The organism is Peribacillus sp. S4 (assembly GCF_046715815.1).
GTDB lineage: Bacteria > Bacillota > Bacilli > Bacillales > DSM-1321 > Peribacillus > Peribacillus frigoritolerans.
This window is the reverse complement of record NZ_CP175708.1, coordinates 2,615,613-2,631,193: the sequence shown is the minus strand read 5'-3', so window position 1 is coordinate 2,631,193 and position 15,581 is coordinate 2,615,613. Positions and strand designations below refer to the sequence as shown.

Genomic DNA, 15,581 nt, shown 5'->3' with positions numbered 1-15,581 from the left:
AATTCAACTCTTAATCCTTCGTAATCGTTCGTGAAGACATGTACATGTATAAGGTTAAATGTATAAACGAAACTTCAATTTCAAGCAGTGCTTGATCAGATTTACCCTGAGTATCGTGTTTTTTTGGAACTTATATTCATTTGTCTTTTTACTAATCTTTTTAGAAATTCCTACATATGTGAAGATAAGGAAAATGGCAATGGCACATGAACTCCGACTTTTTGCGATAAAAGCCCTCTTTATCACAGCTTGAAAATATTGTTGAGATTCCACTCTGAGAAAACCAATTCAAATTGCCATTTTTCCTACAAAGTCCTCGCCAAAATAACTTATTCCAGCGGTGCAATAACCAGTATTCGCTGGACTTTATCCCGAACAAGAACATGTTCTTGCGGCAGGTTAATATGTACTGCTGAAACTTTCGGTTCTTTCACCGTAACACTGCGGTGCTTTGGCAAAATATAATTGCTCAATTTAAATAAAAAGTGAGGTGATTTCACCAAAGTATATTGTTCGCTTTTATTATTTACTTCTTGGAAATAGAAGGATTCTTTTTTATGAAGACCACTATATTCGGCTGGTGTTTGATGAATTGAAATTCTTTTCGTTATTCGAGGAGAAATTGAGGTTACCTACCATTTGGCGGAAATTGACCTTTTGCTTATTAATGCTGATGGTGTCCATACGGTAAAGGGGTTTGAAGACAATGTAGTCTTATTGTAGCTTGCCAAAAAAGTGAATTCTGTTTAAAGGACGAGTAAGTATAAAGCCAAAGATTGACTAATGCGGCAATGAAAGATATCCCTCAAGACACCTTCACAATCTTCATTCTTTACATATACAAAAAAACTAAAATTCGGCAAAAACGCTACTTTGCCTTTTTACCTTAATGGGCAAAAATCCCAACACTTTGTGAAAAGACAGTCTTTGATATATTGGATACCGTTTATCAGTATACTATGTCTAAAAAGAGATATTATGGAGCGCATGTTATTTTTTATTTACGCCCCATCAATTGACCATTAAGCTCAAATCATCAATCTTCCATCCTTATCTTTTACAAAAATGTTTTAACCGTGTCAGTTGCAGCCAAACTTGAATTCATAAAAAAATTAGCCTCCGTCATCGAGGATTGATAATCAAAGGGTTTCAGTCCTACAATGGATGACTTTACCGATTCCTCTGAAACTATAAGTTTCGTAACTGAAGCGAGGGTTCGCTTTATATCCTTGATTAGTCATGAACGGGATCAATTTTTCACCTAGAAGTGACTTTGTTTATTTCTCCAATGCAATACTTAGCAAACTTTTGAGGACCATGATTTCATAACTGAGCTTAAGGTGTTTTAAAGGAACCGAATATTTCCTTTGCCAATTTACGCCCAGTAGGAGTGGCAGCTAGGCCGCCCTCTGCCGTTTCACGAAGTGCAACTGGCATGGTCAATCCTATTTTATACATGGCATCGATCACTTCGTCACATGGAATGCGGCTCGTAATGCCTGCAAGTGCCATATCAGCTGCCGTTATCGCGTTGGATGCACCCATTGCGTTACGTTTCACGCAAGGAACTTCAACCAAACCTGCCACTGGATCACAAACCAATCCAAGCATATTTTTCAATGTGATCGCCATCGCTTCTGCAGCTTGGCTTGGTGTACCGCCGGCCAGTTCCACTATCGCAGCTGCGGCCATTCCGCTTGCCGAGCCCACTTCTGCTTGGCAGCCTCCGGCCGCTCCAGAAATGGAAGCATTGTTTGCAACAACGAATCCGAAGGCAGCGGAAGTGAAAAGGAATTCAATCATCTCTGCCCGGGTCGGGTTTAATTTTTCTTTCACGGCAAATAATGTACCGGGAACAACGCCAGCAGAACCTGCAGTCGGAGTGGCACAAATCATTCCCATTGCTGCATTCACTTCGTTCGTGGCAACAGCCTTACTGACGGCATCCAATAATAAATTACCCGCCAGTGCCTTGCCCGACTTGATATAATTTTGCAAAAGAACGGCATCTCCGCCCGTTAGGCCTGTCACGGATTGTACACCTTTCAGGCCTCTTTCCACCGCTTGTTCCATCACTATCAAATTCCTGTCCATCTTTTCAATGATCTGTTCTCTCGACAGGCCCGAGAACTCCATTTCTTGTAAAATCATGATTTCCGCGATTTTTACATGTTTACTTTCAGCAAGTTCAACCAACTCTGCTACATTTCGGAACATGTTTTTACCTCCATATCTATGCCAACACTTTTAATGATGATCATTCAACCATCCTTATGACTTGCGACACGTTTTCCAATCCTTTAATTTCCTTCATGACATCGCTCTGGATTTTCTGATCGACTTCAATCACCATGAGGGCCATTTGACCTTTTTCCTTCCGTGAAACTTCCATATGGCCAATATTAATTTCATGATTCGCCAATACGGTCGAAACGGAAGATATGATTCCAAACACATCGTTATGCACGACTAAAATGGCTGGGTTTTCACCCGACAATTTAAGCTTGAACGTATTCAGCTCCGTTATTTCTATCGTTCCGCCGCCAATCGAAATCCCAACAAGTTCCAATTCTTTATCTTCATCGAAAAGTCTGATTTTGACTGTATTAGGATGATCCATCACAGTATCCTCGATTGTAAAGGAAACGTCCATACCGGCTTCTTCCGCTATCGTTAAAGAGGCAGGGATTCGTTCATCATCCGTATCGAAATCCAATATCCCCCCTACGACAGCAACATCCGTACCGTGTCCCCTGTAAGTTTTTGCAAAAGAACCATATAAAGAAATAATCGCTTTCTTCGGTTGTTTTCCGAATAATGTCCTTGCTACTCTGCCAATTCTGGCAGCTCCTGCTGTATGTGAGCTTGAAGGTCCAATCATGACGGGACCGATTATATCGAATGCAGATCTGTATTTCATCTCGTAATGCCCCCTTTTCTGGGAAAAGAATTTTTTAACAGCCTTCAATATGCCGCTTTTTGTTCTTCATTAGCCCTTATTTGTGAAACGGTCCTAATCTTTTAATTCTTAATACGATTAAGCCAAGGAAATATACCTCAGCTCCACATATCCCAGCTGTGATTGTCACCTTTACAGGATAATTGAAACCGTACATAGCTCCCAACACTGCGACCTTACGATGCTTGTTTATATTAATAATGCTCCGAAATTAGCAGTAGATCGCCTCAATCAACAAATGCACAAAAAATCAAGCTGTTATTCGTTTTTGAAATGAATGACTTAAATTCTATCACTCTAACCGGCAAAACTTTTATGGAATGGAATTGATTCAATTATAATAGAGATTGAGATGTGGGTATTTAATATAGGATAGGTATAAATAGTAATTGAGTCCAATTTGAGATGACAAAATACTCCCAAGGACGAGTTTTTGTCTGTTTTCAATAGAATTAGAAGAGAAAAACCTTTAAAAATATTGGAAAAATAATAAGTTCCTCAATTATCTTTATAATTAATGTTTATCTCCATCTTTGAAGCATCTTAATATTGTATTCAATCAAATACTATTGTTTTATTACCATGAATAATAACTCTATCTTCAATATGCCAAGAAACAGCTTGGGCAAGAACCTGTCTTTCCACATGACTTCCGGTAACCTTTAATTCTTCGATTGTATGTCTATGATTAACCCTCTTTACATCTTGCTGAATAATGGGGCCTTCATCAAGATCATTTGTAACATAATGAGCAGTTGCTCCAATTAACTTAACGCCACGGTTATAGGCCCTCGCATAAGGATTTGCACCGACAAACGCCGGTAAGAAAGAATGATGAATGTTAATAATTTGATTTGGGAACTCCGATACAAATGCAGGGGAAAGAATTTGCATATATCTAGCCAAGGCAATGAAGTCTACTTTCCCTTTCAATAGGTCTAGTGCTTTCTGTTCTGCTTGTTGCTTCGTTTCATGAGCTAAAGGAATATGATAATAAGGGATGTCATAACTTTCTACTATTTTTTTTAAATCAGGATGATTACTGATCACCATCGGGATTTCCACTGGAAGTTCATTCGATTTCCAACGCCATATAAGCTCCATAAGACAGTGATCCATTTTGGATACAAAGATGGCCATTCGTTTTCTTTTATTATTACCGCTTAAGCTCCATTCCATCGTATAAGCCTGGGCCAGCACATGTAAGTCCTCTTCAAGTTTTTTATAGGAAGCATCAAAGTCGTTTAAATCAAATTCGATTCTCATAAAAAACATACCTGCTTGTGGATCCGTCGTATGTTGGTCAAAATGAACAACATTTGCTCTGCTTTCTAATAAAAGGTTAGATACAGCCGAGATAATACCTGGTTTCTCTGGACAAGATATTAATAATTTAGCACGGTTAACATTCACTTCTTTATACAATGGTCTCTCACCATCCTTTAGATTTGTAATTAAAATATGTAAAAACTTCGAATTCAGAATGATGAACACTACCGCTATTGGTGTCAGAAAAATACCGTCACTACAATTTCATTTCTAGCAATCTTGAGCTACGGTGAGGGAGGGAGATAGACCTTAAAATTTTTTTATTGACAGACGCTTTCCCTTCCACCACTTCACTTCTTCAGTTTTCATAGTTATATTGCCTAATACTTAATGCTTTGGTTCTCCCACCTATCATATGATTCGCCTCCCCCATGAAGGAAGAAGTATTCAAATTTTCTATTACTATCTATATATCTATGCGTGTATTTCCTTACCATATACAGCTAGGGCAGCTTCCCCAATTGCTTCAGCTAATGTAGGATGAGGGTGTATCGTATGCGCAATATCCATAGCTGTTGCATTTAATACTCGTGCAAGACCAGCTTCTGAAATCATATCGGTTACATGAGGGCCAACCATATGCGCTCCTAACAATTTACAGGATTCTTCGTCAACAACGAGTTTGACAAAACCGTCTGATTCACCAAAAACAAGAGCCTTTCCAATCGCACGGAAGGAGAACTTCCCTGTTTTTACTTGATACCCTTTCTCCTTCGCATCCTCTTCTGTTAACCCAACACTAGCTACCTCCGGGTTACTATATATGCATTTTGAAACAAGAGATTGATCAAGTGGCACAGGGTTTTCTCCTGCCATATGTTCAATTGCGATGATCCCTTCATGTGAAGCGACATGGGCAAGCTGTAATCCTCCAATCACATCTCCAATTGCATAAATGTTTGGCTCATTCGTTTGGTAATACTCATTTGTTTGAATAACACGGTCGACTTCAACTTTGGTATTTTCAAGGTGAATGCCTTCAATGTTTGCTAATCTTCCGACAGATACCAATAATTTTTCTGCTGAAAATGTCGTTTCTTTCCCTTTATATTCCGCCTTTATAGAGACACCGTCTCCTTTTTCTAACGATTCTGGAAGCACCTTTGCCCCTGTTACGATTTTTACACCTTTTTTCTTCATTAGTCGCTGTACTTCCTTTGAAATATCTTTATCTTCCGTCGGTAAAATGCGCTCGGCATACTCTATCACAGTTACTTCTAATCCAAAGTCAATAAGCATCGAAGCCCATTCTATTCCAATAACACCGCCGCCGACAATAATGATGGAATTTGGGAGCTCTTTCATTTGAAGCGCTTCATCCGATGTCATCACATATTCACTATCTGCTTCTAGGCCGGGTAATGTTCTTGGACGAGATCCTGTAGCTATTAAAATATTTCGAGAGTTTAATATTGTTTCCAGTTCATGATTATTCAATCTCACTAAAACATCTTTAGACTGTGAAATAATCCCTTTTCCTTCGAACACATCTATTTTCCCTTTTTTCATTAAATGTTGAACACCTTTATATAAGCGTTCAGTAATTTCTTCTTTCCTGGCCTGTACTTTTGAGAAGTCCAGCCCAACTTCCGGTGCAATAACACCAAATTTATCTGCATTCTTTGCATTTGTGTATACCTCTGCACTTCTTAATAATGCTTTACTTGGAATACAACCTGCATGAAGGCAAGTTCCACCAAGTTTACCTTGTTCAACTACCGCCGTTTTTAATCCTAATTGAGACGCACGAATGGCAGCAACATATCCACCGGTGCCGCCACCGATGATAACAACGTCATATTGTTGATTCACCTAATACTTCCCCCTTTGGTTTTCATAACCATAGATAAATATATGAATCGTGTAAGAAAACAACTAACTTATTAAACACGATCTAATCTTTTAATAGGTAAACGATCACGATACTTTAATTTATTTCAATGGCACATGCACTGGATGCAAAGCTTTCTCCAACAATAAAGTCACTATCTTCTCTATAATCAATTTGTATTTCCTCATCTAAATAGCGTTTTGTAAAATGATCTAATCTAAGCTGAACTCCCTCATATTCAATAATTACATCGTTTCTGCGGGGCTCGTCCAATAAGAGGGAGAACTTCATCGACACCCCGCAGCCGCCGGCAATATCAGCGTCAAGGCGAGGAATTTGCGTACCGTTACATGTCATTTCCTTCAGTTTATTCATGGCTGCCTCTGTTATTTTCATTTTGGCTATCATCTGATTCTCCCCTTTCTTAATGGTTTATTGAAAGATGATTACGCATTAACCTTAGTTGCACGAACTTGTTCATCTGCATGATAGGAGGAGCGAACAAGCGGACCGGCTTCGCAATGACTAAACCCTTTTGACATTGCAATGTTTTTCAGTTCTTCAAACTCTTCTGGACTCCAATATTTTTCGACCTTCAAATGTCGTTTAGTCGGCTGCAAATATTGACCAATAGTCATAATGTCCACATCGTTAGCACGAAGATCATCCATTGTTTCCATAATTTCTTCTTTTGTTTCTCCTAGACCAATCATAATGCTTGATTTCGTAGGGATAGTCGAATTCATTTGCTTTGCCCGCTGTAAAAACTCTAATGAACGTTCGTATGTTGCACGTGCACGAACTTTTTGGGATAAGCGTTTTACTGTTTCAATGTTGTGATTCAAAATGTCTGGTCTTGTATCCATTAATGTTTTTAAGTTGTCATATTCCCCATTCAAATCCGAGGGGAGAACTTCAATGCTGCAAAATGGATTTTGCCGCCTCACTGCCTTTACAGTTTCTGCAAATACCTCTGCTCCGCCGTCTTTTAAGTCATCACGAGCAACAGCGGTAATCACCACATGCTTTAGGTTCATTTGCTTTACTGATTCTGCGACACGTTCGGGCTCTTCCCAATCAAGCTCTGATGGTAGCCCTGTTTGAACTGCACAGAACCTGCAAGCTCGCGTACATATACTTCCTAAAATCATGAAAGTTGCCGTTTTTCGTACCGCCCAGCATTCATGAATGTTAGGGCATCTTGCTTCTTCACAAACAGTATGAAGTTTTTTTTCGCGCATCATTTTCTTTAAGCCCGTATATTGTTCATTCGTATTTAATTTAATTTTAAGCCATTCTGGTTTACGAAGATCGTTGATGAACATTTTATTTCTCACTCCTATGAGCAGATGTAATTTTAGCTTGAAAGAGGTTGTTCAGTAGGCCTAAAAAAAGTCCGATAGAGTTTCTCCGTTGCTCTGTCTTTTAAGTTCTCAAGACTATTTTCTCCTTGCATCTCTTGGCACTTTTTTCATCCTTTTTAAAACACGCTTATGAAACCACCTAGAATGAAATATCGAGATTCTTTTCTTCATATTCCATCCTTGGTGGTTCATATTCATTCATTTATGACGTTACCGTTGCTTCCTCTACTATTTCTTCTTTGGAATAACGCAAGATTGGTTGTCTAGCTGCTTGGACCTCATCCAATCGTCCAATCACTGTAGTATGTGGTGCTTCTAAAACAACCCCTGGGTTTTCTTCCACTTCTTTGGCAATTGTAATCATGACATCCGCAAAAGCATCAAGTGTTTCTTTGGACTCTGTTTCAGTCGGTTCAATCATCAAACATTCCTCAACATTTAACGGGAAATAGATGGTCGGCGGATGGTAGCCGAAATCTAGCAGACGTTTTGCCATATCAAGCGTTCTTACACCCAGCTTTTTCTGCCTAGATCCGGATAGGACAAATTCATGCTTGCAAATTTGTAAATATGGCGCTTCAAAATATGGCTCTAATCTTTTACGAAGGTAATTAGCATGAAGCACGGCACTTTCAGATACTTGGCGCAGCCCTTCAGGCCCCATCGTGCGAATATAAGTATACGCCCGCAAGAGAATTCCAAAGTTTCCATAATACCCTTTTACCCTTCCGATAGAGTGCGGATAATTAGCGTTCAGCACATATTTATCACCTTCTTTTTCGATGCGCGGCACTGGCAAGTAAGGAGTAAGTTTCTCTTTCACACCGACAGGGCCTGCCCCTGGACCGCCACCTCCATGAGGCGTCGTAAATGTTTTGTGAAGATTTAAGTGCACGATGTCAAAGCCCATTTGACCTGGTGTTGTTTTACCTAAAATGGCATTGGCATTCGCTCCGTCATAATATAATAGGCCCCCTGCTTCATGGACAACCTGTGCGATTTCCACAATTTCTTTTTCAAAAAGTCCAAGGGTATTCGGATTCGTCAGCATTAGCGCAGCTGTATCAGGTCCCACATGTTTCTTTAATTCTTCTAAGTCTACTAATCCATTTTTATCGGATGGAATCGTGATCGTTTGAAAACCAGCAACACTTGCACTTGCAGGATTTGTACCGTGCGCTGAGTCTGGAACAAGTACTTTCGTTCTGGTTTCACCTTTTTGAGCATGATACGCTTTAACCATCATTAAACCTGTCCATTCCCCTTGAGCCCCTGCGGATGGCTGTAATGTAACAGCATCCATTCCTGTAATGACCGCTAGCTCTTCCTGTAATTCATATAAAACCTCCAATGCACCCTGTACTGTTTCAACGGGCTGATAGGGATGAATGCGGCTAAAGCCTTCCAAACGTGCCACATCTTCATTTATTTTCGGATTGTACTTCATCGTGCAAGAACCCAGAGGATAAAATCCATTATCGATTCCATGGTTTTTATTAGAGAGCGCTGTGTAATGGCGGACAAGCTGCAACTCTGATACTTCTGGTAGTTCAGCCGGTTCGTCACGAATTAAATGCTTTGGAAATTTTTCATTTATATCAACATAGTCAACGTCACTATCCGGAATACTTGAACCTACCCGTCCTGGACGACTTATTTCAAAAATTAACTCATTATATTCAACCATTTACAATCGCCTCCAAAGCATCAACAAATTGGTCAATTTCTTCTTTTGTTCGCTGCTCAGTCACAGCTAGCAACATTTTATTTTCAAAACCGTAATCACTTTTTAAATCAAATCCACCGATAATACCCGCCTTAAGAAGGTTTGCATTGACTTCCTTTACCGGAAGAGGAAGCCCGACAACAAACTCATTGAAGAATGGTGCTTCATTGTATATAGAATAGCCTTTCTGCTCTAGGGTTTTCGCCATGTAATCAGCTTTCTCAATGTTTAGCTGTGCCATTTGACGAATCCCTTGCTTCCCAAGTGATGTCATACAAATAGAAGAGGCGAGAGCATTTAATGCCTGGTTGGAACAAATATTGGATGAGGCTTTATCACGGCGAATATGCTGTTCACGTGCTTGAAGTGTTAACACAAATCCGCGCTGTCCTTTTTCATCTGCTGTTTGGCCTACAATACGTCCTGGGATTTTACGCATGAGTTTTTTATTTACCGCAAAATAGCCGCAGTGTGGCCCGCCAAAGGACATCGGGATTCCTAATGGCTGCATATCACCGATCACGATATCTGCCCCAAGTTTCCCAGGAGCCTGTAAGAGTGCTAGTGCAAGAGGATTGGCGCTTACGATTAAAAGGGCACCTTTTTCTTCCGCAATTTTCTTAATTGCTTTTATATCCTCAATGGAACCGAAGAAATTTGGATATTGAACAATTACGGCAGCAGTATCTTTATCAATTTGTTCTTGAAGCTTCCCTAAATCTGTAATCTCACCGGCAAGGTTTACTTCCTCAGCTGTGTATCCCGGACCTGCTGCTACTGTATGTAAAATAGCACGGGATTCAGGATGTACCGCTTTGGATACAAGAACTTTCGAACGTCTTGTAGATGTGACAGCAAGCGATGCAGCTTCCGCAAGCGATGTAAAACCATCGTACATGGAAGAATTAGCCACATCCATTCCTGTCAACTCACAAACCATCGTTTGAAATTCAAAAATTGCTTGTAATTCACCTTGACTGATTTCCGGTTGGTAAGGTGTATAGGCCGTGTAAAATTCGGAGCGCGAAATCATATGGTTTACCACACTTGGAATGTAGTGATCATATGTACCCGCGCCTAGGAAAGTCGGATAATGATTCGCATTTTTGTTTTTTGTAGCAAGCTGGTTCATTCTTTTCAAAAGAAGCGGTTCAGGAACCGCCTTTGGGATGTTTAGCTCACCCTGCAGTCTAATTTCAGCTGGAATATCTTCAAATAACTCATCTATTGAAGAAATATTTAAAAATGAGAGCATTTCGTCTTGATCTTGTTTCGTATCAGGAAGGTATCTAAAAGTGGCTGTCATATTATTCCTCTCCTTCATTAGTAAATGCTTGATACTCATCTTCGTTTAGAAGTGAGTCTAACTCTTCTGGATTGGACATTTCTACTTCGACTAACCAGCCTGCTTCAAATGGATGCTCGTTAATCGTCTCTGGGGCACCCTCTAACTCTTCGTTTACAGTAACCACCGTACCTGAAACAGGTGAGTAAAGTTCGGAAACTGCTTTAACTGACTCGATCGTTCCCATCGATTCATTGACCGTTACTTCATCATCAATCTCTGGATTTTCAACAAAGACGATATCACCTAAAGCCTTTTGTGCATAATCAGAGATTCCAATACGTACACGATTTCCTTCTAATTGTTGGACCCATTCATGTTCTTTGCTATATCGAAAACTTGATATTACTTTCGTCATTGTATTTTCCCCTTTTCTTTTCGTTTTTTTAACTATTGTCATAATTCTGAATATATTTTGGGTAATTTTACTCTTAGGTAATCCATTTCAGGCTGCAAGCCAGGTAACGTAAATCGACTCAGGAAAACTATACGATAACTCTATTAAAATATTTCCGCTTATCTTTTGTAGAATGGTGCATTAACAATAACGGCTTCTATCTGTTTATTTCGGATTTCCACTTTTATCGGCGTACCCACTTCAGATTGATCGGCTAATAACAAGGCAAGACCTAAGCTTTTTTTCAAAGATGGTGATTGTGTTCCTGATGTAACAATACCTATTTCCTCTCCATCTTTAGAAATTACCTTGTAACCATGACGCGGAATCCCACGGCCTGTTACTTCAATCCCTACTAATTTTCGTTTTAATCCAGCTTCTTTTTGTTCTGTAAGAGCAGATTTTCCGATAAAGTCACTTTCTTTATTCGTCTTTACGACAAAGCCGATTCCTGCTTCAAGCGGGCTGATGTCTTTACTTAGTTCTTGGCCATAGAGTGCAAGACGTGCTTCAAGACGAAGCGTGTCCCGTGCACCTAGTCCGCAAGGTTTTAATCCACTCGTGGCTCCTGCTTCTATGATCTTTTCCCAAAGTACTACCGCTTTGTCTGCAGATAAATAAAGTTCAAATCCATTTTCTCCTGTGTACCCTGTACGGGATACAAGTACGTCGGTAATACCAGAGATGTTGACATGCTGGGCGAATTTAAAAGAACCAATTTCTGATAAATCTATTTCCGTTAACTTTTGCAAAATGCTTTCTGCCTTTGGTCCTTGGATGGCAAGCTGAGCGATGTCTTCCGAAATGTTTTGGAGCTCCATCTCTCCTTTTACTTGCTGCTTCATCCATTCGTAATCTTTCTCAATGTTTGCAGCATTAATGACAAGTAAATATTTTTCATTCCCTAATTTATAAACTAATAAATCATCAACCGTTCCTCCGTCTGGATAACACATTGCGGTATACTGTGCTTGATTGATGCCAAGCTTTGTTACATCGTTTGTAACAAGGTAGTTAATATAACTCTCGGCATCTTTCCCTTCCACAAGTACTTCTCCCATATGGGAAACATCAAAAAGTCCTGCTTCAGTTCGAACAGCTTCATGCTCTTCTAAAATGCTTGTAAATTGAACCGGCAGAGACCAGCCACCAAAATTTATGACTTTTGCTCCGTATTTTTCATATACTTCAAAAAGCGGTGTTTGCTTTAATGTTGTTTCAATCCCCATGGTTTACCCCCAATTATGATTTTCTGTAAAATAGTTCAACTATTACCGGTTTCTTTATTGTCAGGAGACATATCTTTCTGCCATGGCCGTTGCTCAGGTTTTCAGCAAAGGCATAATTCCATTAAGCCGTCCCTTTCTTTACACAGTAATTGGCTGTTGAAATAAAGGATAACCATCACAAATCCCTTTCGTCGTTTCTCTTGCTTTCTGAAGAACGTCTTTATTCCCTTTACTCTTTAGAACAGTTGCAATCATTTCACCAATTTTCACCATCTCTTCTTTCTTCATGCCTCGAGTTGTTATGGCTGCTGTGCCCATTCGGATACCGCTCGTAACAAAGGGCTTTTCTGGATCATAGGGAATCGTATTTTTATTAACGGTAATGCCTGCGTCTTCCAATAGTTTCTCTGCTTCTTTTCCTGTTAAATTCCACGGACGCAAATCTAAAAGGACAATATGATTATCTGTTCCACCAGAAACAAGGACTGCACCTTCATTTTTTAATGTTTCGCCAAGTGTTGTAGCATTTTCAATGACTTGTTTCGCATAATCCTTAAAGCTTGGTTGTAAAGCTTCGTTGAATGCAACTGCTTTTGCTGCAATGATATGCATAAGTGGACCACCTTGAATTCCAGGGAATACGGATTTATTAATCGCTTTGATAATTACTTCATCGTTTGTTAAAATGATGCCCCCCCGAGGTCCTCTTAATGTTTTATGAGTTGTACTTGTCACAACATCCGCATATGGGATTGGGGATGGGTGAAGACCAGTAGCTACCAGACCGGCTATATGAGCCATATCCACCATAAGTTTTGCACCCACTTGATCGGCAATTTCTCTAAATCGTGCAAAATTAATCGTTCTTGGATAGGCACTAGTTCCTGCAATAATCAATTTAGGTTTTTCTTTCTTTGCGATAGCTTCCAACTCATCATAATCAATTAACTGAGTATCTTCTCTAACTCCATAGGACACAACTTCAAACCATTTTCCTGAAACGCTGACTGGGCTTCCATGAGTTAAGTGGCCACCATGTGAAAGGTTCATTCCCATCACCTTATCACCAGGCTGAAGCAGTGCGAAAAAAACTGCGAAATTGGCTTGTGCACCTGAGTGAGGCTGAACATTTGCATATTTGGCACCGAAAAGCTTTGTTAGCCGCTCAATAGCCGTTTGTTCTGCCACATCGACAAATTCACACCCACCATAATAGCGCTTTCCTGGATAACCTTCTGCATATTTATTTGTCATCACGCTTCCCATTGCCTCTAATACATCTGGGCTAACAAAGTTCTCTGATGCAATCAACTCCAGTGTTTGATGTTGACGTTGTCCTTCTTTTTCAATCGCTTCAAAAATGGTTAAATCATTTTGATGTAAACTCATTTAAATTTCCTCCTAGACATTTTTATTAATTCTGAATTTTTATTTAATTACTAATTCCAATATGGTACTAGACACTAAATTTCTTGCCCGCTACAGGCCTGCTTTTCTATAAAACTGTTAAAAATAGTATGCTTTACAACCTTTTTTGCACGCAAAAAAGGACAGAAAAGGGTCGTAGCGTTCTCTACCCTTCTCTGTCCTTTTACCTGAGAGTTTAGCTCCATTTTTTAATAGAGCCTTTCCCCTTTGGTGGCGTATATGTTAATACGCGCTCTCCAGAGGTGCGTCCATTTGTGGTTCCATCTACCTGAGAGATTTGTTCCAAGGGTCTTTTTGGAACTTGCTCCTTCGGTGGCTTGTCGCTTTGCACTCTCCCACAACTGTCATCCGCTTATTCAATTTAGTACATTTAGAATAGTTGTTGAGCATAATTATGTCAAGCATTTTTGAAAGCGCTAACAATACTATTCTAAAATATTTATTTCGAATTATCATATGATCAACCAGATACCTTTGTTTTTTTAAAACGGACAGATTTTTTACTCACCGAGTTGGAAAATATGGAGCGGCCTATCTGAACAAACACCGCAAATAGAATCAAAGGATTTCTTGACTCTTAATTCCCCGCTATCTCTCTCTGATTCGCCTGATCCACCTTCGTTTTGCCCATCTTATAAATCGCAATCAGCATAATGAACCAAACAGGTGTAACGAATAAGGCAACACGAGTGTCGTCCGCAAGTGCAAGAACCACAAGGACGAACGCTAGGAAAGCAAGGATGAAGTAATTGGAAATTGGATAAAGTGGTAATTTAAATTTGCTCTTTTTCACTAGATCTGGCCTTGTTTTACGGTATTTCAAATGACTGATGACTGTAATTCCCCAAATAAAGATGAAACATACTGTAGAAATACTTGTAATCAAGGTAAATACACCTTCAGGCATTAAATAGTTCAAAACAACGGAAATTAAAATGACAACAGTTGAAAAGAACAATGCATTGGAAGGTACTTTTCGGTCATTAAGTTTTGCAAACGGTACAGGTGCATTTTTATCTTTGGCAAGTGAATATACCATCCGGCTTGTACTGAAGATTGCGCTGTTACATGCCGAAGCAGCCGATGTTAGGACGACAAAATTAACGATACCAGCTGCACCAGCGATACCTACAGCCACAAATACTTGGACGAATGGGCTTTCCGTTGGGATGATTGCGTTCCAAGGATAAACACTCATAATGACAATAAGTGCGCCAATGTAGAAAATTATAATCCGAATAGGAATATTATTGATCGCTTTGGGGATAACTTTTTCTGGATTTTCTGTTTCACCTGCTGTAAGTCCTACAAGTTCAATGCCCACAAACGCAAACACTACCATCTGGAATGAGAGGACAAAACCATTTATTCCATTTGGGAACATACCTTCGTGACTCCATAGATTCGTGAAACTTGCTGCGCCTGAATCAGTGGAAAAGCCTTTAATAATCATGAAAATACCGATAACAATTAGTGCTAGGATAGCGATGACCTTAATTAATGCGAACCAGAATTCCATTTCGCCAAAAAGTTTTACGGTTGCAAGATTCATAAATAGCAAAATGACTAGAGCAATTAATCCTGGCATCCACTGCGGTACGGAAGGAAACCAATACTGAGTATAAAGACCAACTGCCGTTAAGTCGGCCATTGCGATTGATATCCAGCAAAACCAGTAGGTCCAGCCGGTTACAAATGCTGCCATATTACCTAAATAGTCTCTTACAAAGTCAACAAAGGAATGATAGTTCAAATTAGATAAGAGCAGTTCTCCAAGTGCGCGCATGATTAAGAAGCAAATGATGCCTGTAATCATGTAAGCAAATAGAATTGATGGCCCGGCTAAATGAATAGATTTTCCTGCTCCAAGAAATAATCCCGTTCCGATTGCCCCACCAATAGCTATGAGTTGTACGTGCCTGTTTTTTAGCCCTCTATCCAACTTTTGTTCCTGCATACGATTTCCCACCTTC

At 39.7% G+C, this 15,581-nt stretch carries 12 protein-coding genes and 1 riboswitch; all 12 genes read right to left on the bottom strand.

Going from position 1 to position 15,581, the window contains the following annotated elements:
* Positions 1–1,335: 1,335 nt before the first annotated feature.
* The 12 genes from sdaAA to ACJ9PY_RS12485 all read right to left on the bottom strand — a co-directional run bounded on the left by sdaAA (position 1,336) and on the right by ACJ9PY_RS12485 (position 15,565).
* Entirely contained in the window at positions 1,336–2,217 is an 882-nt protein-coding gene (sdaAA, locus tag ACJ9PY_RS12540) for an L-serine ammonia-lyase, iron-sulfur-dependent, subunit alpha (RefSeq protein WP_411740156.1), read from the bottom strand.
* A gap of 40 nt (positions 2,218–2,257) precedes the next feature.
* Positions 2,258–2,920, bottom strand: coding sequence for an L-serine ammonia-lyase, iron-sulfur-dependent subunit beta (gene sdaAB, locus ACJ9PY_RS12535; protein ID WP_411740155.1), 663 nt, complete (start codon positions 2,918–2,920; stop codon positions 2,258–2,260).
* Between the two features lie 594 nt (positions 2,921–3,514).
* Positions 3,515–4,384 carry a formyltetrahydrofolate deformylase gene (purU, locus tag ACJ9PY_RS12530; RefSeq protein WP_268592679.1) on the bottom strand — a complete coding sequence of 290 codons (870 nt, stop codon included), beginning with the start codon at positions 4,382–4,384 and terminating at the stop codon, positions 3,515–3,517.
* Between the two features lie 318 nt (positions 4,385–4,702).
* A complete protein-coding gene (gene lpdA, locus ACJ9PY_RS12525) occupies positions 4,703–6,100 on the bottom strand; it encodes a dihydrolipoyl dehydrogenase (protein ID WP_411740154.1) in 1,398 nt (465 codons plus the stop codon).
* A gap of 115 nt (positions 6,101–6,215) precedes the next feature.
* A complete protein-coding gene (locus ACJ9PY_RS12520; protein ID WP_411740153.1) occupies positions 6,216–6,527 on the bottom strand; it encodes an iron-sulfur cluster biosynthesis family protein in 312 nt (103 codons plus the stop codon).
* A 38-nt stretch (positions 6,528–6,565) separates the two neighbouring features.
* Positions 6,566–7,444: a lipoyl synthase gene (gene lipA, locus ACJ9PY_RS12515; protein ID WP_411740152.1), complete on the bottom strand. Its 879-nt coding sequence runs from the start codon at positions 7,442–7,444 to the stop codon at positions 6,566–6,568.
* A gap of 241 nt (positions 7,445–7,685) precedes the next feature.
* Complete coding sequence (gcvPB, locus tag ACJ9PY_RS12510; protein ID WP_268592683.1) at positions 7,686–9,170, bottom strand: aminomethyl-transferring glycine dehydrogenase subunit GcvPB; 1,485 nt, start codon at positions 9,168–9,170, stop codon at positions 7,686–7,688.
* Positions 9,163–10,515: an aminomethyl-transferring glycine dehydrogenase subunit GcvPA gene (gene gcvPA / locus ACJ9PY_RS12505; RefSeq protein ID WP_268592684.1), complete on the bottom strand. Its 1,353-nt coding sequence runs from the start codon at positions 10,513–10,515 to the stop codon at positions 9,163–9,165. The genes gcvPB and gcvPA overlap by 8 nt, the downstream gene beginning before the upstream one ends.
* 1 nt (position 10,516) lies before the next feature.
* Entirely contained in the window at positions 10,517–10,912 is a 396-nt protein-coding gene (gene gcvH, locus ACJ9PY_RS12500; protein ID WP_101222131.1) for a glycine cleavage system protein GcvH, read from the bottom strand.
* A gap of 158 nt (positions 10,913–11,070) precedes the next feature.
* Positions 11,071–12,180, bottom strand: a complete 1,110-nt coding sequence (gene gcvT / locus ACJ9PY_RS12495; protein WP_411740151.1) for a glycine cleavage system aminomethyltransferase GcvT — start codon at positions 12,178–12,180, stop codon at positions 11,071–11,073.
* A 138-nt stretch (positions 12,181–12,318) separates the two neighbouring features.
* Complete coding sequence (gene glyA / locus ACJ9PY_RS12490) at positions 12,319–13,569, bottom strand: serine hydroxymethyltransferase (protein ID WP_268592686.1); 1,251 nt, start codon at positions 13,567–13,569, stop codon at positions 12,319–12,321.
* Positions 13,570–13,753: 184 nt separating this feature from the next.
* Positions 13,754–13,858, bottom strand: a riboswitch (glycine riboswitch).
* A 327-nt stretch (positions 13,859–14,185) separates the two neighbouring features.
* The gene (locus ACJ9PY_RS12485) at positions 14,186–15,565 is read right to left on the bottom strand and encodes an amino acid permease (RefSeq protein WP_411740150.1); all 1,380 of its coding nucleotides are present in this window, start codon (positions 15,563–15,565) and stop codon (positions 14,186–14,188) included.
* Positions 15,566–15,581 lie beyond the last annotated feature (16 nt).

What these genes read in the sequence shown, in the direction of transcription:
- sdaAA (WP_411740156.1), bottom strand. Translation starts at nt 2,217, where the DNA reads ATGTTCCGAAATGTAGCAGAGTTGGTTGAACTTGCTGAAAGTAAACAT.
- sdaAB (WP_411740155.1), bottom strand. Translation starts at nt 2,920, where the DNA reads ATGAAATACAGATCTGCATTCGATATAATCGGTCCCGTCATGATTGGA.
- ACJ9PY_RS12520 (WP_411740153.1), bottom strand. Translation starts at nt 6,527, where the DNA reads ATGATAGCCAAAATGAAAATAACAGAGGCAGCCATGAATAAACTGAAG.
- lipA (WP_411740152.1), bottom strand. Translation starts at nt 7,444, where the DNA reads ATGTTCATCAACGATCTTCGTAAACCAGAATGGCTTAAAATTAAATTA.
- gcvPB (WP_268592683.1), bottom strand. Translation starts at nt 9,170, where the DNA reads ATGGTTGAATATAATGAGTTAATTTTTGAAATAAGTCGTCCAGGACGG.
- gcvPA (WP_268592684.1), bottom strand. Translation starts at nt 10,515, where the DNA reads ATGACAGCCACTTTTAGATACCTTCCTGATACGAAACAAGATCAAGAC.
- gcvH (WP_101222131.1), bottom strand. Translation starts at nt 10,912, where the DNA reads ATGACGAAAGTAATATCAAGTTTTCGATATAGCAAAGAACATGAATGG.
- gcvT (WP_411740151.1), bottom strand. Translation starts at nt 12,180, where the DNA reads ATGGGGATTGAAACAACATTAAAGCAAACACCGCTTTTTGAAGTATAT.
- glyA (WP_268592686.1), bottom strand. Translation starts at nt 13,569, where the DNA reads ATGAGTTTACATCAAAATGATTTAACCATTTTTGAAGCGATTGAAAAA.
- ACJ9PY_RS12485 (WP_411740150.1), bottom strand. Translation starts at nt 15,565, where the DNA reads ATGCAGGAACAAAAGTTGGATAGAGGGCTAAAAAACAGGCACGTACAA.